Here is a 24,479-nt window from a genome sequence, read left to right as displayed (position 1 = left end):
AGCGATGGCGCGGGCGTTCAGGCCGCCAACGCGTCCTGGTTGGGATGCAACTGCTGAATCAGGCTGGGCACATCCAGAATCAGTGCGACATCGCCGCTTCCCAGAATGCTCGAGCCGCTGATGCCTTTGACCTGCGCGAACACCTTGGACAGCGGCTTGATCACCGTCTGCCATTCGCCGAGCAGGGTGTCCACCACCAGGCCGAAGCGCTGTGCGCCCTGCCGGATCACCACGATGCTTTCGCGCGAGGGCGTCTTGCCGCCCAGCGCGAACAGTTCGCGCAGGCGCACGTAGGGCAACACGCTGCCGCGCAGGTCGATGTAGTCGCTGGCGTAGTCGGGGGTGAACTCCACGCACTCTTCGACCACGTCCAGCGGCACCACGAAGACCGATTTTCCCACGCCGACCTGGAAGCCGTTGATGATGGCCAGCGTCAGCGGCAGGCGCACCGAGATGGTGGTGCCCACGCCGGCGGTGCTGTCGATCTCGACCGTGCCGCGCAGTGCGGTGATGTTGCGCTTGACCACGTCCATGCCCACGCCGCGCCCGGACAGATTGGTGACCTTTTCGGCCGTGGAGAAACCCGGTTCGAAGATCATCGCGAATACGTCGCGGTCGCTGAGTTGGCGGCCTGGTTCGATCAGGCCACGTTCGAGTGCCTTGGCCAGGATGCGGTCGCGGTTCAAGCCGCCACCGTCGTCGGTGATCTGGATGACGATGCTGCCGGAGTCGTGATATGCGTTGAGCCCGACGGTGCCGCGCGCAGGCTTGCCGCGCGCCACGCGCACGTCTGCCGGCTCGATCCCGTGGTCCATCGCGTTGCGCACCAGATGGGTGAGCGGGTCGCCGATCTTTTCCACCACAGACTTGTCCAGTTCGGTGTCTTCGCCGGCCACCACCAGCGCGATATCTTTGCCCAGTTCGCGCGCCACGTCGTGCACCACGCGCTGGAAGCGGCTGAAGGTGCCGCCGATCTTGACCATGCGCAGCTGCAACGCGCTTTCGCGCACGTCTTCGACCAGGCCAGCCAGGATCGAGGCCGATTCAAGCAACTGCGCATCGCCGGTGCGTTGCGCATTGGCACTCGTGCTGGACACGGCGATGATGAGTTCGCCGACCAGATCGATCATGCGATCGAGCTTGTCGGCATCCACGCGGATGGAACGCGCGTCGGCGCTGCGCGCGGCAGCGTCCGGCGCGGCACGGCCTGGGGCCGAAGCGGCGCTGGGTACGGCAGCAAGCGGCTTGTTCGGCGTGGGGCTGGCTGCCGCTTCGGCGCTGAGCAATTCAGCGGCATCGGATGGCGCCGGAACCGACACGATCTCCAGATCGCAATCTTCGCGGACGAATTCGAACACCTCTTCGATGGCGGCGCGGTCGGCATCGCTGCGCAGCAGGATCTGGAAGCCCAGGTAGTTGGCTTCCGGATCGAGGTCGTCGAATGCCGGCAGCTGGCTGATATCGGTGGTGATCGATTCGACCGAGCCCAGGCTGCGCAGGTTGCGAATCAGCTTGAGCGGCGAATTGCCGAAGCGCAGTGCGTCGGCGAACAGTTTCAGGGTGATCCGCCAGTAACCACTCTGCTTTTCCGGTGCGCCTTGCGCAACCGCGGCTGCAGTGACGCCGCAGGCGCTGCGTTGAAGATACGTCTGCAATTGCGCCAGCAGCGGTTCGGCTTCGGCGGCCAGCGCGACCGGGTCGGCGTGGCTCGGGTCTGCGGCGGTTTCCACCAAGGCATGGATATGGTCGCAGCACACCAGCAGCAGCCCGATCAGTTCCGAGCTCAAGCTCAGCGCTTCGTCGCGTACCAGATCCAGCACGCTCTCCACCACATGGGTGAAGCCGACCAGCTGCGGCAGGTCGAACAGGCCGCCGGAGCCCTTGATGGTGTGCGCGGCGCGGAAGATGGCATTAACCGCATCCGGCGACGGTTCGCCTCGCTCGGCTTCGAGCAGATGCCGTTCCATGTCTTCGAGCAGGTCCCGGCTCTCGGCCAGGAAGGTCTGCATCAGCTGGTTCATGTCCATGCGCGCGTCACCAGTCCGTTAGTGAATTCGTTCGCCCAGGCCTGCAACCGCATGCGGGTACAGGGCCTCGAGCAGGCCGAGCAGCTCGATGACATCGACCACCGCACGGCTGGAATCGGTCAACGAAAACGGCCGGCCATCGGCCTGGATCGCCTGCTTGGTGGCCAGCAACAATTGCAGGCCGGTGGTATCGATCTCGCTGACGGCGGCCAGGTCCAGATGCAATCCACCCGGATGCAGCAAGGCCGGCTGCAGCAACGGCTTGAGCTCGGCCGCGCGACGAATGGTCATCTCGCCCTCCAGGGCAAGGGTCAGCGGCGCGGGTAGATCGGACAGTGGCGTGTTCATTGGTGCCTCAAGCGGTGCGATGGCGCACGGGTGCGTACCATGGCCTGGGAAGGTCGCAACGGCCTGGACGGGTGTGAGCAGCGCTGCACACGGGCCATGCCGGTCTATGCAGGTATCGGCGCCTTTTGGAAATATTTAGGCAAAATTCAGCGCAATGACGGATTTGCGAAACCCGTCACCGCCTGTGGATTAATTGCTCAGCTTTGTCGGAAGCAGGCTCAGGGGGACTGTTCGAGCCTGTCCCGTCGGACAGTTCGCCCCGTTCCGGCACGGCGTTGCAGGTGACGCCCCGGCTTCGCGCGCGTGAAGCACCGGCGGGCGCTTTTATCCAAACCGGATGCGCGGCGCGCGTGCTGCGGTAGTCATGACGGGCAAATGCGACCAGGCGGTGGATTGCCCGCCTGCCTGGTCGCGTTTTATACGTGGTGATCGTGCTCGGTGCGGTCGCCGCTTGCCGGCGCCGCAGCGCTTCAGCCCGGTGACAATGCCGCCAACAGGCCGCGTGCCGCATTGAAACGGTCGGCGCCTTCGGGCATCGGCAGTTTGATGCGCAACTTGTCCGGGCCATCCATCGTGTAGATCTTCGGCTGTTTCTGGATCATCTGGATGATGGTCATCGGGTCGATCGCCGGCTTGGCCTCGAACACCAGCCGCCCGCCGTTTTCGCCCAGGTCCAGCTTGCGCACGCCCAACGCATTGGCCTGCAGCTTGAGCTCGGCGATGGCAAACAGATGCTTGACCGGGTCCGGCAGCAGACCGAAGCGGTCGATCATCTCCACCTGCAGTTCGCGCAGCGCATCGGGGTCGCGTGCGCTGGAAATGCGCTTGTACAAGGTCAGGCGCGTGTGCACGTCGGGCAGATAATCCTCGGGAATCAGCGAGGCCACGTGCAGTTCGACGTCGGCACCGCGCACTTCTTCGCCGGCATCCAGGTCAGGCAGCTTGCCCTGGCGGATGCTGCGCACTGCGCGCTCGAGCAGTTCGGTGTAGAGGCTGAAACCGACCTCGGCCATCTGGCCGCTCTGGTCTTCGCCCAGCAATTCGCCGGCGCCGCGGATTTCCAGGTCGTGCGTGGCCAGGGTGAAGCCGGCGCCGAGCTCGTCCATCGAAGCAATCGCTTCCAGGCGCTTTTCTGCATCGGAGGTCATCGAGCGGCGATCCGGCACCACCAGGTACGCGTAGGCGCGGTGATGCGAGCGACCCACGCGGCCGCGCAACTGGTGCAACTGCGCCAGGCCGAAGCGGTCGGCGCGGTTGATGATGATGGTGTTGGCATTGGGAATGTCGATGCCCGATTCGATGATCGTGGTCGACAGCAACACGTTGAAGCGCTGCTTCTGGAAATCCAGCATCACCCGTTCCAGCTCACGCTCGGGCATCTGCCCATGCGCGATACCGATGCGCGCTTCCGGCACCAGTTCCGACAGATCGCGCTGCATGCGCACGATGCTTTCCACATCGTTATGCAGGAAATACAGCTGACCACCGCGACTGAGTTCGCGCTGGAAGGCTTCGCGCAGCAGCGTGTTGTCCCAGGCAGTAATGAAGGTCTGCACCGCCAGGCGGTTCGGCGGCGGGGTGGCGATGATCGACAGATCGCGCAGGCCGGCCATGGCCATGTTGAGCGTGCGCGGGATGGGCGTGGCGGTGAGCGTGAGCAGGTGCACATTGGCACGCATCGCCTTGAGCGCTTCCTTCTGGCGCACGCCGAAGCGCTGTTCTTCGTCGACCACGACCAGGCCGAGATCCTTGAACTTCACATCCGGCTGCAACAAGCGGTGCGTGCCGATGATCACGTCGATCTCGCCGCTGGCGACCTTCTCCAGTTCGGCCTTGATTTCCTTGGTGCTCTTGAAGCGCGACAGCACTTCCACCTTCATCGGGTAATCGGCGAAGCGGTCGCGGAAATTGCGGTAGTGCTGTTCGGCCAGCAATGTGGTCGGCACCAGCACGGCGACCTGTTTGCCGGCGCTGGCGGCGGCAAACGCCGCACGCACCGCAACCTCGGTCTTGCCGAAGCCCACGTCGCCGCACACCACGCGGTCCATCGGTTGGCTGCTGCCCAGATCGCGCAGCGTCGCATCGATGGCGGCCAACTGGTCGCCGGTTTCCTCGAACGGAAATCCGGCCGCGAACGGCTCGTACATTGCGCGGTCCACCTGCAACGCCAGGCCGGCGCGTGCACGGCGACGTGCCTGGATCTCCAGCAGTTCGGCGGCCACGTCGCGCACCTTCTCGGCAGCCTTGCGCTTGGCACGGGTCCACTGCTCGCCGCCCAACGAATGCAGCGGCGCGGTCTCGGCCGAGGCGCCGGAATAACGGCTGATCAGGTGCAACTGCGCCACCGGCACATAGAGCCGGTCGCCCTTGGCGTATTCGATCTCCAGGAACTCGCCGGGCATGCCGCCGGCATCGAGCACGATCAGCCCGCGGTAACGGCCCACGCCGTGATCCTCGTGCACAATCGGCGCGCCTTCGGACAGTTCGCCCAGGTCGCGGATGATCGCTTCCGGCTCGCGTCCGACCCGACGCGTGCGGCGCGGCTGATTGGCCCGCTCCGGGAACAGCTGGCGCTCGGTCAGCAGCGCAATCTGCGGTTGATCCAGCGCAAAGCCGTCCTCCAGCGGCGCCACGGTGATGGCAAAACGCAGCGTGCCCGCCAGGAACGCCGGCACATCGGCGACCAGCTCCGGTTTCAACTGCGCGGCGGCCAGCACTTCCATCAAGGCTTCGCGGCGGCCGGCCGAATCGGCAGCGATCAGCACGCGGCCCGGATAATGGCTCAGGAACGTCGCCAGCGCCTGGCCGGCCGGCGCGTCCTTTGCGGCCACCGGCAGCGGCGGCAACGGTTGGTCGCCGAGCGGGGCGGCCTCATCGATGCGCGCATGATCGCTGGCCCATACTTCGATACGCGCCAGCTTGTTGAGCCGCTCGCGCAGTGCATCCGGCGATTGGTATAGCTCGTCCGGCGGCAGCAGCGGGCGCTCCACATCGTGGCGGCGCTGTTCGTAGCGGTTCTGCGCCTGGGTCCAGAAGGCGTCGGCGGCGTTGGACACGCCGGTGGCGATCACCGGCAGCACGCGCTTGTCCAGGTAATCGAACAGCGTTGCGGTCTTGGCGAAGAACATCGGCAGGTAATACTCGATGCCCGATGGCGCCAGCCCGGATTTCAGGTCCTGGTACAGCGCGCTGCGCCGGGTATCCACATCGAAGCGTTCGCGCAGGCAGGCCAGCACGCGCTCCACGCTGGCATCGTCCATCGGCACTTCGCGGCCCGGCAGCATCTTGACCGCGTCCACCTTGTCCAGCGAGCGCTGCGATTCCGGGTCGAACACACGGATCGAATCGATGTCCTCATCCAGCAGCTCGACGCGCAATGGCGTGTCCGCGCCCATCGGAAACACGTCCAGCAGGCCCCCGCGCACCGCGAAATCGCCCGGGTCCATCACCTGCGGCACATTGCGGTAGCCGGCGCTTTCCAGGCGACGCTTTTCCGCATCCAGATCCAGCCGCTGGCCAACGGTGAGATCGAAGCTGCCGCCGACGATGTAGCTCAGCGGCGCCAGCTGCTGCAGCAAGGTCTGCACCGGCACGATCACCACGCCGCGGGTCAGGCCGGGCAGGCGATGCAGGGCGGCCAGCCGCTGGCTGATGATTTCCGGGTGCGGGCTGAACTGGTCGTAGGGCAGGGTTTCCCAATCGGGAAACGGCACCACCGGCAGCGCCGCCTGTTCGCCGAGCAAGGCATGCAGATCGGCTTCGATCTGGTGCGCGCTCTGGTTATCGCGTGCGATGACCAGCAACGGGCCGGCATGCGCTTCGGCTGCCTGCGCAATCGACCAGGCCAGCGCAGTCGGAGAGGACGGAGCGCGCCAGTAGGCGCGGAGCTGGCCGGACTTGGGCAGCGGCGGGGAGGGGAAGGTAGGCGACGGCATCAGCCGGCGATTTTATCAGAGCCCCCGCTGCGGCCGGTCCATCTGGTGTGAAAGCTGGTGGTGGGCCACCCGCCCGGATGTGCACTGCGGGTAATGGGGTTGGGTACGCGGGTGCAAGTCATGCGCACGCTCGCGAGGCAAAGACCCCACTCGGTCGAGTGCGCGCGACCCTTACCGCTTGCGGGACACGCCATGAATCTGTATCTGCAGGCTCGGTGGCGGCATCCATGCCGCCACACGGTCCCGCAAGCGGCGAGGACACCACAGCAGACGGTTTTACGTGGCGCCTGGGTATGAGCCAGACACAGCGCTCCCGTCCGCACGGCAACACTCTCGACGGTTGTGGCAGCTTTCAATGGCGAAACGTCGGGCTGTCTACCTTCGGGAAGCGGCGTGCGCGGATGAAGCGTGGCACCCATGCCACCCCAGGATCCTGCAAGCGGCGAGGGGAAGGATCCGTAAGTGGCCTTAGGTGTCAGCCAGTGTGCCGATCCTTTCGGGGGTCTTGCAGCTTACCGTCGAGAACATCAGGCCGCCGCGCAACGGTGGCTCTCCGTGATGAAGCAAGACCCAAGCCCCGATCACGCAAAGCAGCCGCGATCTGCTTTTACGAATCCCAAATCCCGTATCCCGTATCCCGGCCCCTCAAGCATCCAGCTCCAACACCATCCGCACCAGTTCCGGCGACTCCGGATGCGCCTGCGGCTTGAAGCCCAGCGATTCTGCCAACTGCAGCATCGGCACATTGCTTTGCAGCACATCGCCGAACAGGCAGTCCAGGTACTTGCGCCGTGCCCACTTGACCAGCTTGCGCATCAGCTGCCGTCCCAGACCCTGGCCGGCGACGAAGCTGCTGACCAGGATGGTGTATTCGGCCTGGCGGGTGCCCGGCACCAGTGCGGCGCGCGCGACCGCGCCGACCAGCGCTTCGCCGGGCGGCAGTTGCTCGGCAGCGACCAGCACGATCTCGCTCTTGGGGTTGGGATGGGTCAGGCGCTGCACCATCTCCGGGGTGATTTCGGTGGAGGAGCGCACAAAGCGCGCGCGAATTTCCTCCGGTCCCAACAGGCTGAAGGCTCCCTGCAGCGGCGGACCATCCTCGGGACGGATCGGGCGAAGCAGAAGGGTGCGGCCATTGGGCAGGCTGAAGTTTTCATGCCAGGGAGGCATGCGATTGCGAATGGCCATGACCGGTGTTCCTTAAAGATCGGAAGATTCTGGCACCAGCCCGGCGCGCAACCGTGAATGAATCCGGTGTGCCGCCGGGGGCCGACAGGAGGTGGCAGTGCTTCTCACACAACTGTAACGAGCGGAGCCGTGAGCCGGTCGTGAGCGTGATGGGGCGCGCACTGTGGCAGCCGAGTGGACGCCGCGGGGCCGCCGGAAGGCATTGGTCGCCCGGCTCGGCCTTGCTGGGACATGGGCATCCGGCGCAGCGCCCGTTTGTTTACGCTGCGCTGAAGGTGCTCGCGGCACCTGCCATGCCGCCGACGCGGTGCGCGTGGTGCGGGCCATTGCAGCGGTGCAACGACGCCGCCGGCCTACCACCGTGATGGTAGGCGAACGCGCCTGCCGGCTCAGCCGTCCTGGCGCAGCCACTCCAGCCGGGTCGAAGCGCCGGGCTCACCCAGATGCTGCTTGAGCACCGGCAACGCCGGCGCCAGCATCTGGTCGAACTGCCAGGGCGCGTTGACGATCAGCAGCCCGCTGCCGGTCAGACGCAGCGGCGAGTCGTCCGGGCGCACCTGCAGCTCGGCGACCAGCACCGACTTGGCCGGCAACGCGGCGGCCTTGCGCATGAACGGCTGCAGGCTGCGGCGCAGCTTGATCGGGTACCACACCATGCAGATCGCCTGCGGCCAGCGCGCCAACGCTTCGCGCACGCTATGGATGATCTGCGGGTATTCGGCGTCCTGCAATTCGTAGGGCGGGTCGATCAACACCAGCCCACGGCCGATCTTGGTTTCGCCAGCCCGTGGCGGCAGGAAGGCGCGGATGGCCGCGTAGCCGTCGCCGGCGTGCACGCGTACCCGGCTGTCCCTGGCGAACAGGGCCTTGAGCGCCTCGGCTTCGTCGGGCTGAAGTTCGCAACATGCCATGCGGTCCTGCTCGCGCAGTGCTTGCGCAGCCAGCAGCGGCGAGCCGGGGTAGTGGTTGAGCTGGATGCCGGCGGTCGGGCGGGTGGGCTTCTGGCCGGGCGTGGCGGGGCGGGCGACGGCTTGGTTGTCGGCCTGTACCGCGCGCAGATAGCGCTCGACCACCTCGGGCAAGCTGGCCTCTGCCATCAGCCGCATCACGCCGGCATCGGCCTCGTTGGTCTTGCGGCTCTCTTCGCCCCCGAGTTGGTAGCGGCCGCGCCCGGCGTGCGTGTCGAGCACGAAGAACGGGGTGTTCTTGCGCTTGAGGGTGTCGATCAGGGCAAGCAGGGCGATGTGCTTGAGCACGTCGGCATGGTTGCCGGCATGGAAGGCGTGGCGATAGTTCATCGCGGCAGTGTAGAGGCTGCGGCGCGATTTGTTGCCGCCCATTGCGGGCGGCCCAGCGCAAGCGCACGGTGGCGACATCCAGAGGCTGCGCGATGCCGCAAGCAATGCGGCGTGTGCGCATGTCGTGCCACGCCATGCGTGGACCACCTCGACCTGTAGGCCGTGCCCGCATGCCGGTATGCTGCGCGGCATGTCAGAGTCTGCCGCCCGCGTGCTCGTCGTCGAAGACGAAGCCGCCATTGCCGATACCGTGCTCTACGCACTACGCAGCGAGGGCTATGCGCCTGAGCATTGCCTGCTGGGCCGCGATGCGCTGACGCGTCTGCGCGCCGATCCGGCCGATGTGGTGGTCCTCGATGTGGGCCTGCCGGACATCAACGGGTTCGAGGTGTGCCGCACGTTGCGCAGTTTCAGCCAGGTGCCGGTGATCTTCCTGACCGCGCGCAACGACGAGATCGACCGCGTGCTCGGCCTGGAGCTGGGCGCCGACGATTACATGGCCAAGCCGTTCTCGCCGCGCGAGCTGGTGGCGCGCGTGCGTGCGCGCCTGCGCCGACGCCATGCCGGCGCGCCGGCCGAATCGGGCTGGCAGCCGCACGGTGCGTTTGCGATCGACCGCGAGGGCAGCCGCATCCGCTATGGCGAGACCCTGCTGCCGCTGACACGCTACGAATACGCGCTGCTGGCAGCGTTGCTGCAGCGCCCCGGTGCGATCCTGAGCCGTGCGCAGCTGATGGACCGCGGTTGGGACGCCAGCGCCGACAGTGCCGACCGCACCGTCGACACCCATATCAAGACGCTGCGCGGCAAGCTGCGCCTGGCCGGCGTGCCGGCCGACCCGATCCGCACCCACCGGGGCCTTGGCTACGCGCTGGAGGTATAGGCATGCGCCGGCACGCATTTGGTGAACTGAGCGAGGCCGCGGGCTGACATGCGGCTTGGTCTCAAGCTGTTCCTGGGCTTCTTCCTGATCGTGGGCCTGGCCGCGTTCTTCGTGATGCGCGTGTTCGTCAACGAGGTCAAGCCAGGGGTGCGCCAGGCGATGGAATCCACGCTGGTGGATGCGGCCAATGTGCTGGCGGAAATGGCCAGTGGCGAGTTGGCTGCCGGCACGCTTGCCGATGGCCGCTTCGCGCGCAACGTGGCCAGGGCCCAGCAGCGCGACCCCAAGGCGTGGGTATGGCGCTTTCGCAAGAACACGGTGGATTACCGCGTGACCGTCACCGATGCGCGCGGCGTGGTGGTGTTCGATTCGCTGGGCCGCGACGTGGGCCGCGACAATTCGCGCTGGAACGATGTCTACCGCACGCTGCGCGGCGAATATGGCGCGCGTTCCAGCCCGGACATCGATGGCGACCCTGCCGCCACGGTGATGCATGTGGCCGCGCCGATCTACGCACCGGACGACCCCGGCAAACTGATCGGCGTGCTGACCCTGGCGCAGCCCAATCGCAGCATCGACCCGTTTATCGAAGCCAGCCAGCGCAACATCCTGCAGCGCGGCGCCTGGTTGATCGGCATTTCCGCGTTGATCGGCATTTTGATGACCTGGTGGTTGATGCGTGGCATCGGCCGGCTCAATCGCTATGCGCAGGCAGTGAGCGCCGGCATCCCGGTACCGCCGCCCGAGCCGCGTGGCGATGAAATCGGCGATCTGGGCCAGGCGCTGGAGAGCATGCGTCGCAAGCTGGAAGGCAAGGCCTACGTGGAGCAGTACGTGCAGTCGCTGACGCACGAGATGAAAAGCCCGCTGGCGGCCATTCGCGGTGCCTCGGAGTTGTTGACCGAGCCACTGCCGGAGGCCGACCGCCAGCACTTCGTTGCCACCATCCGCGCGCAGGAACACCGGCTCACCGAAACCATCGACAAGCTGCTGGCACTGGCCGAGGTGGAGCAGCACGGCTGGCTGCAGAAGCGCGAGCCCATCGGTATTGATGGGCTGCTGCAGGCTGCGGCGGACGCGGTGGCGCTGCGTGCAGCGGCGGCGGGCATCACCGTGGAGGTGGACGCAGGGGCTGGCGCGCCAGGCGATCACCACGTACTGGGCGATGGGTTTCTGCTCAGGCAGGCACTGATCAATCTGCTCGAAAACGCCATCGCGTTTTCGACGCAAGACAGCCATGTGCGCCTGCAGGCGCGGCTGCGCGACGGACACTGGGAGTTGCTGGTTGAAGACCGCGGCAGTGGCGTGCCGGATTACGCGCTCGAGCGCGTCTTCGAGCGGTTCTATTCGCTGGCACGCCCGCAGACCGGCCAGCGCAGCTCCGGTCTCGGCTTGCCGTTCGTGCGCGAGGTTGCGCGCCTGCATGGCGGGGACGTGATGCTGGGCAACCGCGATGGTGGCGGTGCGCGTGCGGTGTTGCGCCTGCCGATCGGCTGAGTCGCTGCAGGCCGTTGTCGCGGTTGGCTGGCGCCGGTGGCAGCCGCGCGTTCAAGGCTGCGGCATGCGCCAGGGCACATGCCGCGCCTGCATCACTCAGCGTACGGCGCGTGGCCGCGTCGTGCTAGTACACCACGTCGGCGCCGATCACATCCTTGGCGACCACCGACCAGGACAGTTTGCCGAAGCCTTTGTTGCCCCATGCGGTGCCCCAGCTGTTTTCCACGATCAGTCCTTCGCTGTCGTAGCCCAGCGCGATGACCGCATGCCCGCCCAGGATCGGCGTCGTGGTGTCGTAATCGACCTGATTTTGGGCTGTTAGGTCTTCAAAGCCCTGGCGCACATAGAAGCCGATCGCCACCGGCGTGGAAGAGGCAAGGGCGAGCTTGATCTGTTGGATCAGGGCGCTTCCCCCATTCCCCCTGCCCGAATACAGCACGGTGTAATGGCGATACGGCGTCGGGTTCCTGGCAGCGTTGGCCCTGTCGGCGGCAGTGGGTTGGTGTTTCCAATCGTAGTTGCCCCACGAATAGTGCTGCTCGGTGTCGATGCCCTGCGCAAGCGCGATCTGCAGCGGCGCTTCCAGGGTAGAGCCTTCATCCACGCCGCCGTTGACCTGGCTGTACAGGTACATCGGGGCAAAGCGCGTCTGGGCCTGTCTGTTGGCGTTGGCATACCAACCGGTCAGGGTGTGAGCGGTCGCCCATGACACGCAGGCATCGACCTGGCCCTGGTCGCCCGGCGTGATCGCCCATGCAGTCAGGTCGACTCTGGCAGGCAGCGGTGTGCTCACGCTCGCGGTACCGAACAGCGGGGTGACCGGCTGCATCAACGACGAAGGCTTCAGGCCCATGCCGTGCACTGCCGCCTGCGCGGTGGCGGCGGTCAGGCTCAGGGCGGCGAGCAGGCAAAGGGCGAGCGAACGGTGCGAGTTCATGGAAGGCAGCTCCAGGTTAAGAAAGGAATGCAGTCGTGCGCAGTTGCCAAATCACTGCCGAGTGGGCGTGCGGCCATGGCAGCGCTGATGCAATGGCTGCGGCTCGAGACCTCATCGAAGCGCAGCGAACTGGAAGCTGCGATCAGATGAAAGGAGGGATTTGGGGCTGCGCACCTGCCCGTGCATCGTTACGCGTGAAGTGGCTGCGTGCGGCGGCCAGGCGAAGTGCTGCCGATCAAACGGAAGCCCGTTTTGGGCACGGGTGGCACTTTGGAGCGTTGAAAGCCGTATTTCGTCAATGCGTCACAGTGCCGGTCGCCGGATGTCCGGGTTGCCCACTTCACATTCGCTTCAAATTGGCCTCAAACCGCCGACACCGGTGCAGCGCACCCTGGCCACCTCCCAAGATGAGGATGGCCGATGAAATCCCTGAAACTGTTGTTGCGGTTCGCCACCATCGGCGGGCTGATCCTGCTGTTGTTGATTCCGCTGCTCCTGATCCGTGGCGCGGTGCAGGACCGCGCGCGCTACCGCGACGAGGCGGTGGAGCGGGTGGCGCAGAGCAAGGCCGGCGAGCAGCAGTTCATCGCGCCGGTGCGGGTGCTGCCGTATACCGAAGACGTGCAGGTCACCGAGCCGGACGAGCAGGGCAACCAGCGCAAGGTCTGGCGCAAGCGCGAAGGTACGCTGCTGCAAACGCCGCGTCGCCTGAAACTCAGCGGCGAAATGGTGCCCTCGGTGCGCGAGGTGGGCTTGTACCGCGTGCAGGTGTATTCCTGGAAGGCCACCTTGCATGCCGAATACGACCCCTTCGACTACGCGGCTGCGCCGACCCGTGCGTATGGCCAGCCGTATCTGGCAATCGGTATTTCCGACGTGCGCGGCTTGGTCGGCACGCCGCGCTTGCAGGTCGATGGCCGCGCGCTGGCGCTGGAGAGCGGCGCAGGCGCACTGGCCGACCGTTCGGCGGGCATCCACGCCCAACTGGGTCCGCTGGCCGACCCGCTGGCTGGCCGGCTGCAGGACGGCAACGTGGTGGACATGCAGTTCGTGCTGGACGGCACGCGCCGGCTGGCCATCGCGCCGATCGCCGACAACAACGACATCGCCCTGCGCTCGGACTGGCAGCACCCGTCCTTCGGCGGCCGCTTCCTGCCGAATGCGCCGAGCATCGGGCCGAAGGGCTTCGATGCGAGCTGGTCGCTGTCGTCGCTGGCCACCGGTGCGCAGACCCAGTTGCAGTCCAGCCATGCGGCGCTGGATACGCTGGAAGTGCGCCTGGTCGACCCGGTGGACGTGTATACCCAGGCCGACCGCGCCAGCAAGTACGGCATCTTGTTCGTGGTGCTGACCTTCGTGGCCTTCGTGCTGTTCGAGCTGATCAAGCGCCTGCCCATCCATCCGTTGCAGTACCTGCTGGTGGGCCTGGCGCTGGCGATCTTCTTCCTGCTGCTGCTCAGCCTTTCCGAACACATCGCGTTCTGGCAGGCCTATTTGGTGTCGGCGGCGGCGTGTATCGGCCTGCAGTTCTTCTATCTGTCCGGCGTGTTGCGCAGTTGGGTCCGTGCGGCTGGCTTCTCGGTGATGCTCACCGCCTTGTACGCGGTGCTTTACAGCCTGTTGATCTCCGAGGACAACGCGCTGCTGATGGGGTCGTTGCTGCTGTTCGGCATTCTGGCCAGCATCATGTGGGTCACCCGCAAGCTCGATTGGTACGAGCTTGGCAATAGCCTGCGCTGAGGCCTGCATGCTGACGCAGGCACACTTGCACCGGCGCGCGCAGCGTTTGCTGCCCGCCGGTATCGACACGGTGGCGCTGCTTCCCGCAGCGCTGCCGCACGCTTGGGAGAGCTCGGCGCTGTCGGCCTTGCCGCTGAACCGCGACAGGCGCCGCGGAGTGGTGGGCCTGCAGCTGCACGCACGCACCGCGCAGCAACTGCGCAGCGGCGGGCATGCGTTCCTGCAGGCGGCAGCGCAGCAGCACACCCGCACCGGCCACGCCCGGGCACCCAGCTATGGGCCGTGGCAACGGCTGAGCAATGGCAGCTACTGGGCACGCAGCACCGATGCGCTGCTCGGGGTACTGCTGGCCACCGACGAAGCGGCGGTGTGGTTGCTGTGGCAACAACCGCAGACCTGCGGTTCGAACCATGGTCATTGGCTGCGTTGAAGCATCGCATTGCAGCCACGCCTTGCTGGCTTACCATGGCGGCATGGCTGGCTCCTCGTTAATGGTGGAAACGGTGCGCGGCACGCAGGTGCTGCCGCATCTGGATGCAGTGGCGCAGCTGCGCATCAGCGTGTTCGGCGCATGGCCGTATCTGTACCAAGGCGATGCCGCGTACGAGCGCGACTATCTGGCGGCCTATGCGGCATCGCCGGACAGCGTCTTCGTGCTGGCGCGCGATGGCGATGCGGTGATCGGTGCATCGACCGGTTTGCCGCTGCTCGATGACAGCGACGCGTTCCACGCACCGTTCCGTGCGGCAGGCATCGATCCGGCCGGCGTGTTCTATTTCGGCGAATCGGTGCTGCTGCCGGCGTATCGCGGGCAGGGTATCGGTCATGCATTTTTCGACCGGCGCGAAGCGCATGCACGCGCGTTGGGCCGCTTTGCATCGACCGCGTTCTGTTCGGTGGAACGCGCGCCCGACGACCCGCGCCAACCAGCCGACTACCGTCCCAACGATGCGTTCTGGCGCAAACGTGGCTACGCCCCGCAGCCGGGCATGCGCGTGCACCTGCAGTGGGCGGAGTTGCAACATGGCGAGATCGACCACAGCTTGGTTGTGTGGACACGTGCGTTGTCGCAGTGAGTGCGGCCAGCGCCCTACAGCCACCGACAAGCATCACGAGCGGTCTGCAAGGTCGCTGCACAATGCGTTGGCGAGCTGGTCTGATTGCTTCGCCGCTTCGATCCAACACCCCAAAGGCCACCAGATGAAAATTGCCGTTGCCAAATACCCCATCGGCAAGCCAGTCGACTTCGCCGCGTTTGCGGCGCGCCAGTCGGCCCTGATCGCCGAAGCCGCCGCTGCCGGTGCGCGGGTGGTGGTGCTGCCCGAATATCTGTCGCTGGAACTGGGCGCAACGTTCGACACGCAGATTTCTGCCGGCCTGCCCGAATCGCTGGCGGCCATCCAGGCGCTGCGCGCGCCGTGGCTGGAACTGTTTGCCGACCTGGCGCGGGAACATCGGCTGCACCTGATTGCCGGCAGTTTTCTGCTGGATCTGGGGCAGGGGCGCTACCGCAATCGCAGCGACTGGTTCACCCCGGAGGGCCTGCACGGCTGGCAGGACAAGTTGCAGCTCACCGGTTTCGAAAAGGCCACCGGGCTGATCGAGCCGGGCGAGGAACTGAAGGTGTTCGAACTGGACGGCATTCGCGCCGCGATCGCGATCTGCTACGACAGCGAGTTCCCGCTGCCGGTGCGTGCGCAATACGAGGCCGGTGCACGGTTGTTGATCGTGCCCAGCTGCACCGACACCGCCGCCGGCGCCATGCGCGTGCGCATCGGCTGCCTGGCGCGCGCGCTGGAAAACCGCGTGTTCGTCGCGCAATCGGTGACTGCAGGCCAAGCGCCGTGGAGCCCGGCGTTGGACATCAATACCGGCGACGCGGCGGTGTTTGCGCCAATGGATGTCGGCTTCCCCGCCGACGGCGTGCTGGCGCAGACCCAGGGCGAGACGGTGTGGGCACTGGCCGAGTTGGACTTTGCGGCGTTCGAGGCCAGCCGCGCGCAGGCGCAGGTGGCCAACGACCGCGATTGGCCGGGGCAGTTGGCGGCCGATGTGGTGCGTGCCAAGCTGGCCGCGTTCGGTTGATTCATCACCCACAGGTTCCCAATGGCCAAGAAAACCCTGATTCCGCATAGCGTCCGGCTCGAATTCGCGCCCGGTGCGCTGGTGCACAGCAATCTGTCCGGCGCCGCCTTCACCGACGACTGGCTGTGGGTGGCCGGCGACGAAGCCTGCGCGGTGGATCGGCTGCGCAAGCTCGATCCGGTACGGCGCGAGACGCTGCGCTTCGGCGAAGGGCAGAGCTTTCCGTTGGCGGACCTGCTGGATCTGCCGGGCGAAGACGGCGAGGAAGCCGACCTGGAAGGCATGGGCCTGTCGGACGGATTCTTGTGGGTCGTCGGTTCGCACGGCAGCAAGCGCAAGAACGCCAAGCGCGGCCGCGACGACGCTGAAAACGCCAAACGCCTGACCAAGTTGAAGCTCGATGGCAACCGCCGCTTGCTTGCCTGCCTGCCGATCGAGCAGGCGCAAGACGGCAGCCCGCAGCTGGTACGCGAAGCCGCCGACGGCCGCCGCGCACTTCGCCTCAAGGGCGATGCCAAGCACAACCAACTCACCGACCTGCTGGCCGACGACCCGCATTTCGGCCCGTTCCTGAAGATTCCCGGCAAGGACAACGGCTTCGATATCGAAGGCATCGTGGTCGATGGCCAGCGCTTGCTGCTGGGCCTGCGTGGGCCGGTGCTGCGTGGCTGGTCGGCAATGCTGGAGATCCAGGTGGAAGCGCATGGCGACCATCTGCGCCTGGCACCGCTGGACGAAGACGGCACCCTGCTGCGCAAGCACTTCCTGCAATTGGGCGGGCTGGGCATTCGCGACCTGCATTATTCCGGCGACGATCTGTACCTGCTCGCCGGGCCGACAATGATGCTGAATGGCGAGATTCGCCTGTTCAAATGGCCGGATGCGCGCACCGTGCTGGCCGCCAACCGCGCACCGGTGCGCTTCCAGCACGACCTGCTGGAATCGGCAGTGCTGCCGCATGGCAAGGACTGCGACCGCGCCGAGGCCATCTGCAACCTGCCCAGGCACCTGGCCGGCAAGATTCCCACCTGGCTGGTGCTGTACGACGCCCCGGGCAAGGCACGCAGCGGCGGCGATTGCGTGGTGTACGGCGACCTGCTGCACAACCGCTGAGCCACGGGCCGGGCAGGGCCACGCCGCGCAAGGTAAAATCGGCCGACTCCCGTCCGCCGAGCGCTCCATGACCTGCCGCACCCGTTTCGCCCCCAGCCCCACCGGTTACCTGCACATCGGCGGCGCCCGCACCGCCCTGTATTGCTGGCTGGAGGCGCGCCACCGCGGCGGGCAGTTCGTGCTGCGCATCGAAGACACCGACCGCGAGCGCAGCACCCAGGCGGCCATCGACGCCATCCTGGAAGCGATGGACTGGCTGGGCCTGGGCTACGACGAAGGCCCGATCTACCAGACCCAGCGCATCGCGCGCTACCAGGAGGTTGCCGAGCAGTTGCTCGCGCAGGGCAAGGCGTATTACGCCTACGAAACCCGCGAAGAGCTCGACGCCATGCGCGAGGCCGCCATGGCCAAGCAGGAAAAGCCGCGTTACAACGGCGCTGCCCGCGAGCAGAACCTGCCGTATCGCGACGACCCCAACCGGGTCATCCGCTTCAAGAATCCCATCGGCGGCACGGTGGTGTTCGAGGACCTGATCAAGGGGCGCATCGAGATCGCCAACAGCGAGCTCGACGACATGGTGATCTTTCGCCCGGACGGCTTCCCCACCTACAACTTCGCAGTGGTGGTGGACGACTGGGACATGGGCATCACCGAGGTGATCCGCGGCGACGACCACATCAACAACACTCCGCGCCAGATCAATATCTACGAAGCACTGGGCGCACCGGTGCCCAGGTTCGCGCACATGCCGATGATCCTGGACGAGCAGGGCGCCAAGCTGTCCAAGCGCACCGGCGCGGCCGACGTCATGCAGTACAAGGACGCCGGCTATCTGCCGCATGCGCTGATCAATTACCTGGCGCGCCTGGGCTGGTCGCATGGCGACCAGGAGCTGTTCACCCGGCAGGAATTGCTGGACCTGTTCGACGTCAAGGACGTCAATTCCAAGGCCGCGCGCCTGGACATGGCCAAGCTCGGCTGGGTCAATCAGCATTATCTGAAGACCGACGACCCGGCCAGCATCGCCCCGCAGTTGGAATACCAGCTTGCCAAGCTCGGTGTGGACATCGCCGCTGGCCCGGCCGCCGCCGATGTGGTGGTGGCCTTGCGCGAGCGCGTGCAGACCTTGAAGGAAATGGCCGAGAAAGCCGTGGTCTGGTACCAGCCGCTGGAAACCTATGACGAAGCGGCGGTGATGAAACACCTCAAGCTTGGCGCCGAGGTGCCGCTGGGCAAGGCGCGCGAGCTGCTGGCTGCCGTGGATGCGTGGAGCGTCGAAAACGTCTCGGCTGCGCTGCACGACGCTGCTGCCGCGCTGGAACTGGGCATGGGCAAGATCGCCCAGCCGCTGCGCGTGGCCATCACCGGCACCCAGGTCAGCCCGGATATTTCGCAAACGGTGTACCTGGCCGGACGCGAGGGTGCCTTGAAACGCATCGATGCGGCACTCATCAAGATTGGAGCGGCCTGACGCCGGAGCCTGTATGACCAAGCACACCCACGCACCAGACCTCGCCTGCACTGCACCGCATCACCACGTCGACGATGCCAACGGTTTCGTGCGCGCAGTGGAGCGTGCCTGCAGCGAACGCGGCCTGCGGCTGACGCCGATCCGCGCGAACGTGCTGCGGCTGATCGCCGACGCCGGCAAGCCGGTCAAGGCCTATGAACTGCTGGACTGGGTGCGCGAAGGCAAGGGCGTCGGCGCCGACGCCCCGCCCACGGTGTACCGCGCGCTGGATTTCCTGATGGCCAACGGCTTCGTGCACAAGCTCGAATCGGTCAATGCGTTCGTCGCCTGCCACCACCCCAACAGCGCCCAGCATTCGGTGCCGTTCCTGATCTGCGACCGCTGCCACAGCGCGGTGGAGCTGGAAGATCGCGACGTGGTGTCGCAACTGGAAGCCCGCGCCAAGGCGCTGGGTTTCCAGCCGCAGGCACAGACGCTGGAAGTGCATGGCCTGTGCGCGAAATGCGCAGTGGCGGAGTAACCAGCCGCTAGGTCGTGCCTCGACGCGGCCTGTTTCAAGGCGCTGGTGGCGCGATGCCCGGGCGGCAACATGCGTGCGATGGCAACGTGTTCAAGCGCAAGCGCGCCACCGTTAAATCGCTGCAGCAGCATTCCTGCGCCGGCCGCACAGCGCAGCCTCGCTGCCCGGTTGCGTCATGCGGTGATGATGCTGCTGCGCTCAAGCCAGCGGCGCGGCAAGGCAGTTAGACGCCTGAGTGGACTGCAGGCCTGGCGTCCGTACGCGCGCACTGCGCCTCGTCGCGCAGTGCAATGCAGTGAAGTCGCAAAGGGCGTCACGCCGCCTTGCCTGCCTTGCCGCCATACGCGGCCAGAAACGTCTGCACCGCACGTCGCGTCGCGTCGCGCAGAAACTCGGGCGTGGGGTCTTTGAGTGCGCCAAACAGGCAGGGCATCAAGGTTTCCGATTCCAGCAAGGCCGCGTACTGGTGGGCGGCAAGCAGGGTGTCTTGGCAATGGAGCAGGCCGCAATCCACCTGTGCCTGCAGGTATTCGGCGAAGCGCTGTATGCCTTCCTGCTGCCCGGCGCTGAAATACAGTGCGCCGACCGCCGATCTGCCGGACACCCCGATGATGGTCTGCCAGCTGGTGATGTTGGGCGGGGCGCACAGGAAGGTCAGCACATCCTCGCCGAAGCGCTGCAGAGCCTCATCGACCGGGCCGCTGCTTTGCGAAAGCGCATGCAGCAACGGGTCGAAATAGCGGTCGGACATGTCCTTGGCAACGGCCACGAACAGCTCTTCCTTTGACGGAAAGTAGCCGTACAGCGTGCGCTTGGAGCCGCCTACGCGGGCGGCGATCTGCGACATCGACGCGCCCTCGAAGCCCAGCTCGAGGAAGACCTCGCTGGCTGCCTGGACGATGGCCTCGCGCTTTTCTTCGGTTCTGACCCGCATCAAGTTCTCCCAATAATTCATAAGTATACCGACTGGGCAGAAATGCTTGACGGCCACGGATGTGCTTATTAGGATACCGAACCGTACCGTTTAGATTTAATCATCACACCTCCTGCGGAGACTGCCCGTGCGTGCTCATGCCTCGTTTCGCCTGTCGTTGCTTGCTGTTGCCGTTGCCGCCACCGCCCTGCTCAGTGCCTGCGGCAGCCCACCGGGAGGCCCGCCGCCGCAGGAAGGCACTCCGGAAATGGGCGTGCTGACCGTCAAGCAGCAACCGGTGACGCTCACCACCGAATTGCCGGGGCGCACCGTTCCGTACCTGATCTCCGAAATTCGCCCGCAGGTGGGCGGCATCATCCAGTCGCGCCAGTTCACCGAAGGCGGCGACGTCAAGGCTGGCCAGACCCTGTACCAGATCGATCCGGCCCAGTACCGCGCCAGCTATGCCAGCGCGCAGGCGTCCCTGGCCAAGGCCGAGGCGACCCTGCGCACCGCGCAGCTCAAGGCCGAGCGCTACAAGGAACTGGCGCAGATCAAGGCGATCAGCCAGCAGGAAGGCGACGACACCGATGCCGCGCTAGGCCAGGCCAAGGCCGACGTGGCAGCCGGCAAGGCGAGCGTGGAAACCGCGCGCATCAACCTGGCGTTTGCGCGGCTCGACGCACCCATCTCCGGACGCATCGGCCGCTCCAGCGTGACCCCGGGTGCGCTGGTGACCGCCAACCAGGCCACGGCGCTGACCACCATCCAGCAGCTGGACCCGATCTACATCGACGTCACCCAGCCCAGCAGTGCGGTGTTGCGCCTGCGGCAGGCGATGGCGCGCGGCGATCTGGAACAAGCCGGCGACGGTGCGGCCAAGGTGTCGCTGTTGCTGGAAGACGGCAGCACCTACCCGTTGCAGGGGCACCTGGCGTTCTCCGACGTGACCGTCGACCAGAACACCGGCTCGATCACCCTGCGCGCGGTCTTCCCCAACCCGAACGCCGAGCTGTTGCCAGGCATGTACGTGCGCGCGGTGCTGCAGGAAGGCGTCAAGGAGCAGGGCATGCTGGTGCCGCAACAGGCGGTCTCGCGCAACGGCGCGGGCAAACCCACGGCCTTTGTCGTCGGCGCCGACCACAAGCTGCAGTTGCGCGTGCTGGAAACCGATCGCGCGGTCGGCGACCAGTGGTTGGTGCGCAGCGGCCTGAAGCCCGGCGAGCAGGTGGTCGTCGAAGGCGCATCGCGCGCACGCGATGGCATCGTGGTCAAGACCGTGCCGTGGCAGCCCAAGGCCACACCCGCCGCCGGCAATGTTGCCGGTCCTGCCGCCCCGACCGCACCGCGTGCGGCCAACTAAGGCGGGATCACACGTCATGGCACGTTTCTTCATCGATCGTCCGATCTTCGCCTGGGTGTTGGCCATCATCGTGATGCTGGCCGGCATCCTGTCCATCGCCACCTTGCCGATCGCGCAATACCCCAGCATCGCACCGCCGGCAGTCGCCATCACCGCCAACTACCCGGGCGCCTCGGCGCAGACGCTGGAAGACACCGTCACCCAGGTCATCGAGCAGAAGATGAAGGGGCTGGACCACCTCAGCTACATGGCGTCTACCAGCGAATCCAGCGGGGCGGTGACCATCACCCTGACCTTCGAAAACGGCACCGATCCGGACACCGCGCAGGTGCAGGTGCAGAACAAGTTGTCGCTGGCCACGCCGTTGTTGCCGCAGGAAGTGCAGCAGCAGGGCGTGACGGTGACCAAGTCGGCCACCAACTTCCTCAACGTGCTGGCCTTTACGTCCGAAGACGGCAGCATGAGCGATTCGGACCTGTCCGATTACGTGGCTGCCAACGTGCAGGAAACCATCAGCCGCGTCGAAGGCGTGGGCGACACCACCTTGTTCGGTTCGCAGTACGCGATGCGGGTGTGGATGGACCCCAACAAGCTGAGCAATTTCAGCCTCACGCCCGTGGATGTGCGCAACGCGATCCAGGCGCAGAACGCGCAGATTTCCGCCGGCCAGTTGGGCGCGTTGCCGGCGGTGGCCAACCAGCAGCTCAACGCCACCATCACTGCACAGACCCGGCTGAAGACCGCCGAGCAATTCGAAAACATCCTGCTGCGCACGCAGTCCGATGGCTCGCAGGTGCGCTTGCGCGATGTGGCGCGCATCGAGCTGGGCAGCGAAAGCTACAACACGGTGGGCCGCTACAACGGCAAGCCGGCCGCCGGTCTGGCGATCAAGCTGGCGACCGGCGCCAATGCGCTGGACACGGTGCGCGCAATCGACAAGAGCCTGGAAGAGCAGGAAAAGTTCTTCCCGCCGGGCATGAAGGTGCAAAAGCCGTACGACACCACGCCGTTCGTGCGCATCTCCATCGAACAGGTGGTGCACACGCTGGTGGAAGCGGTGGTGCTGGTGTTCCTGGTGATGTACCTGTTCCTGCAGAACTTCCGCGCCACCCTGATCCCGACCATTGCGGTGCCGGTGGTGCTGCTGGGCACCTTCGGTGTGCTTGCGGCGTTCGGTTTCACCATCAATACCCTGACCATGTTCGCGATGGTGCTGGCGATCGGTTTGCTGGTGGACGATGCCATCGTGGTGGTGGAAAACGTCGAACGCGTGATGAGCGAGGAGCAGTTGTCGCCCAAGGACGCCACGCGGAAATCGATGGACCAGATTTCCGGCGCGTTGATCGGCGTGGCGCTGGTGCTGGCGGCGGTGTTCGTCCCAATGGCGTTTTTCAGCGGATCCACCGGCGTGATCTACCGGCAGTTCTCGATCACGATCGTCTCGGCGATGACCTTGTCGGTGCTGGTGGCGATGATCCTGACCCCGGCCTTGTGCGCCACCTTGCTCAAGCCGGTGCACAAGGGCCACGGCCTGGCGACTACCGGGTTCTTCGGTTGGTTCAACCGCCTGTTCGATCGCGGCAACACCGGCTACCAGGGCGTGGTGAGGCACATGCTTGGCAAGGGCTGGCGCTACATGCTCGCCTACGCGGCGTTGCTGGCCTTGGTGGTGTTCGGGTTCATGAAATTGCCGGTGGGATTCCTGCCGGACGAAGACCAGGGCACCTTGTTCGTGCTGGTGCAGTTGCCGCCCGGTGCCACCAACGCGCGCACCAGCGAGGTGCTCAAGCAGGTGGAGCATCATTTCCTGGTCGACCAGAAGGATTCGGTTGCCGGTGTCTTCGCCGTGACCGGTTTCAGTTTTGCCGGTAGCGGCCAGAACGTGGGCTTTGCCTTCGTCAAGTTGCGGCCGTGGGACGAGCGCACCGGCAAGGGCCAGAGCGTCACCGACGTGGCGGCCAGGGCCGGGGCATTTTTTGCCGGTATCCGCGATGCCAAGGTGTTTGCGTTCGCACCGCCTGCGGTGTCGGAGTTGGGCAATGCCACCGGCTTCGATCTGATGCTGCAGGACCGCGCCAACCTGGGTCACGCAGCGCTGATGCAGGCGCGCAATCAATTGCTGGCCGAACTGTCGCAAGACAAGCGCCTGGTGGCGGTGCGCCCGAATGGCCAGGAAGACACCCCGGAGTTCAAGCTGGAAATCGACCCGCATAAAGCGCAGGCGATGGGCGTGTCGATCTCCGACATCAACGATACCTTTTCCAGCGCATGGGGCAGCACCTACGTCAACGACTTCATCGACAAGGGCCGGGTCAAGAAGGTGATGCTGCAGGCCGATGCGCCTTACCGCATGAACCCGCAGGACATCGACCATTGGTTCGTGCGCAACAGCGCCGGCACCATGGTGCCGTTCAACGCCTTCGCCACCGCGAGCTGGCAATCCGGCTCGCCGCGTCTGGAGCGCTACAACAGCGTGCCGTCGATGGAGATCCTGGGCATGGCGTTGCCGGGTGCGGCTTCCAGCGGCGAGGCGATGCAGATCGTCGAAGCCGCAGCCGCCAAGCTGCCTCCGGGCATCGGTTTCGAGTGGACCGGGTTGTCGCGGCAGGAAAAAGCCTCGTCCGGTCAGACCGGGCTGTTGTACAGCGTCTCGATCCTGATCGTGTTCCTGTGCCTGGCCGCGTTGTACGAAAGCTGGGCGATTCCGTTCTCGGTGATTCTGGTAGTACCGCTGGGCGTGTTCGGCACGCTGCTGGCAGCGATGCTGACCTGGAAAATGAACGATGTGTACTTCCAGGTGGGCTTGCTCACCACCATTGGCCTGGCATCGAAGAACGCGATCTTGATCGTGGAGTTCGCAAGGGAATTGCACGAGGGCGGCAAGAGCCTGGTGGCTGCGGCATTGGAAGCGGCGCGCATGCGCTTGCGGCCGATCCTCATGACCTCGCTGGCCTTCATCCTCGGCGTGGTGCCGCTGGTGTTGACCAGTGGCGCCGGCGCCGGCGCGCAGCACGCGCTGGGCACGGCCGTGATCGGCGGCATGCTCTCCGGCACGGTGCTGGCGATCTTCTTCGTGCCGCTGTTCTTCGTGCTGGTGTGCGGCCTGTTCCAGCGCCGTCCACAGCCTGCCTCGCCCGCACCGCAACCGACAGGACACTGAC

18 protein-coding genes are annotated in these 24,479 nt (G+C 65.8%); 11 read left to right on the top strand and 7 right to left on the bottom strand.

The window, feature by feature from the left end:
- Window positions 1-17: 17 nt before the first annotated feature.
- The 5 genes from ACCQ16_RS14030 to ACCQ16_RS14010 all read right to left on the bottom strand — a co-directional run bounded on the left by ACCQ16_RS14030 (window position 18) and on the right by ACCQ16_RS14010 (window position 8,796).
- The gene (locus tag ACCQ16_RS14030; protein ID WP_277572625.1) at window positions 18-2,027 is read right to left on the bottom strand and encodes a chemotaxis protein CheA; all 2,010 of its coding nucleotides are present in this window, start codon (window positions 2,025-2,027) and stop codon (window positions 18-20) included.
- Window positions 2,028-2,045: 18 nt separating this feature from the next.
- Window positions 2,046-2,375: an STAS domain-containing protein gene (locus ACCQ16_RS14025; protein ID WP_003488096.1), complete on the bottom strand. Its 330-nt coding sequence runs from the start codon at window positions 2,373-2,375 to the stop codon at window positions 2,046-2,048.
- 470 nt (window positions 2,376-2,845) lie between these two features.
- On the bottom strand, window positions 2,846-6,310 hold the full coding sequence (gene mfd / locus ACCQ16_RS14020) for a transcription-repair coupling factor (RefSeq protein ID WP_372379985.1): 3,465 nt from the start codon (window positions 6,308-6,310) through the stop codon (window positions 2,846-2,848).
- 645 nt (window positions 6,311-6,955) lie between these two features.
- Window positions 6,956-7,498 carry a GNAT family N-acetyltransferase gene (locus tag ACCQ16_RS14015; RefSeq protein WP_003488532.1) on the bottom strand — a complete coding sequence of 181 codons (543 nt, stop codon included), beginning with the start codon at window positions 7,496-7,498 and terminating at the stop codon, window positions 6,956-6,958.
- 389 nt (window positions 7,499-7,887) lie between these two features.
- Window positions 7,888-8,796, bottom strand: coding sequence for a 23S rRNA (adenine(2030)-N(6))-methyltransferase RlmJ (locus tag ACCQ16_RS14010; protein WP_277572626.1), 909 nt, complete (start codon window positions 8,794-8,796; stop codon window positions 7,888-7,890).
- Between the two features lie 178 nt (window positions 8,797-8,974).
- On the opposite strand from ACCQ16_RS14010, the gene creB reads away from it, so the two are divergent.
- Complete coding sequence (creB, locus tag ACCQ16_RS14005; protein ID WP_008576101.1) at window positions 8,975-9,679, top strand: two-component system response regulator CreB; 705 nt, start codon at window positions 8,975-8,977, stop codon at window positions 9,677-9,679.
- 48 nt (window positions 9,680-9,727) lie between these two features.
- Window positions 9,728-11,176 (top strand): two-component system sensor histidine kinase CreC, encoded by a 1,449-nt coding sequence (gene creC, locus ACCQ16_RS14000; RefSeq protein WP_218539665.1) that lies wholly within the window; start codon window positions 9,728-9,730, stop codon window positions 11,174-11,176.
- 124 nt (window positions 11,177-11,300) lie between these two features.
- Here the strand turns inward: creC and ACCQ16_RS13995 are convergent, their stop codons facing one another.
- Entirely contained in the window at window positions 11,301-12,113 is an 813-nt protein-coding gene (locus tag ACCQ16_RS13995) for a C1 family peptidase (protein ID WP_011348066.1), read from the bottom strand.
- Between the two features lie 420 nt (window positions 12,114-12,533).
- Between ACCQ16_RS13995 and creD the strand changes: the two genes are divergently transcribed.
- The 7 genes from creD to ACCQ16_RS13960 all read left to right on the top strand — a co-directional run bounded on the left by creD (window position 12,534) and on the right by ACCQ16_RS13960 (window position 19,042).
- On the top strand, window positions 12,534-13,853 hold the full coding sequence (gene creD, locus ACCQ16_RS13990; protein WP_057681444.1) for a cell envelope integrity protein CreD: 1,320 nt from the start codon (window positions 12,534-12,536) through the stop codon (window positions 13,851-13,853).
- A 7-nt stretch (window positions 13,854-13,860) separates the two neighbouring features.
- Window positions 13,861-14,283, top strand: coding sequence for a hypothetical protein (locus tag ACCQ16_RS13985; RefSeq protein WP_029819850.1), 423 nt, complete (start codon window positions 13,861-13,863; stop codon window positions 14,281-14,283).
- A 43-nt stretch (window positions 14,284-14,326) separates the two neighbouring features.
- Complete coding sequence (locus ACCQ16_RS13980) at window positions 14,327-14,929, top strand: GNAT family N-acetyltransferase (RefSeq protein WP_029819849.1); 603 nt, start codon at window positions 14,327-14,329, stop codon at window positions 14,927-14,929.
- A 124-nt stretch (window positions 14,930-15,053) separates the two neighbouring features.
- Window positions 15,054-15,938 (top strand): carbon-nitrogen hydrolase family protein, encoded by an 885-nt coding sequence (locus tag ACCQ16_RS13975; protein WP_277572627.1) that lies wholly within the window; start codon window positions 15,054-15,056, stop codon window positions 15,936-15,938.
- A gap of 21 nt (window positions 15,939-15,959) precedes the next feature.
- Window positions 15,960-17,051, top strand: coding sequence for a DUF3616 domain-containing protein (locus ACCQ16_RS13970; RefSeq protein ID WP_277572628.1), 1,092 nt, complete (start codon window positions 15,960-15,962; stop codon window positions 17,049-17,051).
- 67 nt (window positions 17,052-17,118) lie between these two features.
- Window positions 17,119-18,522, top strand: coding sequence for a glutamate--tRNA ligase (gene gltX, locus ACCQ16_RS13965; RefSeq protein ID WP_008576091.1), 1,404 nt, complete (start codon window positions 17,119-17,121; stop codon window positions 18,520-18,522).
- A gap of 13 nt (window positions 18,523-18,535) precedes the next feature.
- Complete coding sequence (locus tag ACCQ16_RS13960; protein WP_005912830.1) at window positions 18,536-19,042, top strand: transcriptional repressor; 507 nt, start codon at window positions 18,536-18,538, stop codon at window positions 19,040-19,042.
- A 313-nt stretch (window positions 19,043-19,355) separates the two neighbouring features.
- Here ACCQ16_RS13960 and ACCQ16_RS13955 read toward each other — a convergent pair whose 3' ends face one another.
- A complete protein-coding gene (locus ACCQ16_RS13955; RefSeq protein WP_071118156.1) occupies window positions 19,356-19,997 on the bottom strand; it encodes a TetR/AcrR family transcriptional regulator in 642 nt (213 codons plus the stop codon).
- 106 nt (window positions 19,998-20,103) lie between these two features.
- Between ACCQ16_RS13955 and ACCQ16_RS13950 the strand changes: the two genes are divergently transcribed.
- Window positions 20,104-21,318, top strand: a complete 1,215-nt coding sequence (locus ACCQ16_RS13950) for an efflux RND transporter periplasmic adaptor subunit (RefSeq protein WP_277572629.1) — start codon at window positions 20,104-20,106, stop codon at window positions 21,316-21,318.
- 16 nt (window positions 21,319-21,334) lie between these two features.
- Complete coding sequence (locus ACCQ16_RS13945) at window positions 21,335-24,478, top strand: efflux RND transporter permease subunit (protein ID WP_014090624.1); 3,144 nt, start codon at window positions 21,335-21,337, stop codon at window positions 24,476-24,478.
- The last annotated feature ends 1 nt before the right edge of the window (window position 24,479 follow it).

Source organism: Xanthomonas sp. NCPPB 1062 (assembly GCF_041481705.2).
Taxonomy (GTDB): Bacteria; Pseudomonadota; Gammaproteobacteria; order Xanthomonadales; family Xanthomonadaceae; genus Xanthomonas; species Xanthomonas euvesicatoria.
The sequence above is the reverse complement of the archived record's forward strand: the minus strand, read 5'-3'. Positions and strand labels throughout refer to the sequence as shown.

Coding starts and splice junctions, on each gene's coding strand:
- ACCQ16_RS14030 (WP_277572625.1), bottom strand. CDS start 2,027: ATGGACATGAACCAGCTGATGCAGACCTTCCTGGCCGAGAGCCGGGAC.
- ACCQ16_RS14025 (WP_003488096.1), bottom strand. CDS start 2,375: ATGAACACGCCACTGTCCGATCTACCCGCGCCGCTGACCCTTGCCCTG.
- mfd (WP_372379985.1), bottom strand. CDS start 6,310: ATGCCGTCGCCTACCTTCCCCTCCCCGCCGCTGCCCAAGTCCGGCCAG.
- ACCQ16_RS14015 (WP_003488532.1), bottom strand. CDS start 7,498: ATGGCCATTCGCAATCGCATGCCTCCCTGGCATGAAAACTTCAGCCTG.
- ACCQ16_RS14010 (WP_277572626.1), bottom strand. CDS start 8,796: ATGAACTATCGCCACGCCTTCCATGCCGGCAACCATGCCGACGTGCTC.
- creB (WP_008576101.1), top strand. CDS start 8,975: ATGCTGCGCGGCATGTCAGAGTCTGCCGCCCGCGTGCTCGTCGTCGAA.
- creC (WP_218539665.1), top strand. CDS start 9,728: ATGCGGCTTGGTCTCAAGCTGTTCCTGGGCTTCTTCCTGATCGTGGGC.
- ACCQ16_RS13995 (WP_011348066.1), bottom strand. CDS start 12,113: ATGAACTCGCACCGTTCGCTCGCCCTTTGCCTGCTCGCCGCCCTGAGC.
- creD (WP_057681444.1), top strand. CDS start 12,534: ATGAAATCCCTGAAACTGTTGTTGCGGTTCGCCACCATCGGCGGGCTG.
- ACCQ16_RS13985 (WP_029819850.1), top strand. CDS start 13,861: ATGCTGACGCAGGCACACTTGCACCGGCGCGCGCAGCGTTTGCTGCCC.
- ACCQ16_RS13980 (WP_029819849.1), top strand. CDS start 14,327: ATGGCTGGCTCCTCGTTAATGGTGGAAACGGTGCGCGGCACGCAGGTG.
- ACCQ16_RS13975 (WP_277572627.1), top strand. CDS start 15,054: ATGAAAATTGCCGTTGCCAAATACCCCATCGGCAAGCCAGTCGACTTC.
- ACCQ16_RS13970 (WP_277572628.1), top strand. CDS start 15,960: ATGGCCAAGAAAACCCTGATTCCGCATAGCGTCCGGCTCGAATTCGCG.
- gltX (WP_008576091.1), top strand. CDS start 17,119: ATGACCTGCCGCACCCGTTTCGCCCCCAGCCCCACCGGTTACCTGCAC.
- ACCQ16_RS13960 (WP_005912830.1), top strand. CDS start 18,536: ATGACCAAGCACACCCACGCACCAGACCTCGCCTGCACTGCACCGCAT.
- ACCQ16_RS13955 (WP_071118156.1), bottom strand. CDS start 19,997: ATGAATTATTGGGAGAACTTGATGCGGGTCAGAACCGAAGAAAAGCGC.
- ACCQ16_RS13945 (WP_014090624.1), top strand. CDS start 21,335: ATGGCACGTTTCTTCATCGATCGTCCGATCTTCGCCTGGGTGTTGGCC.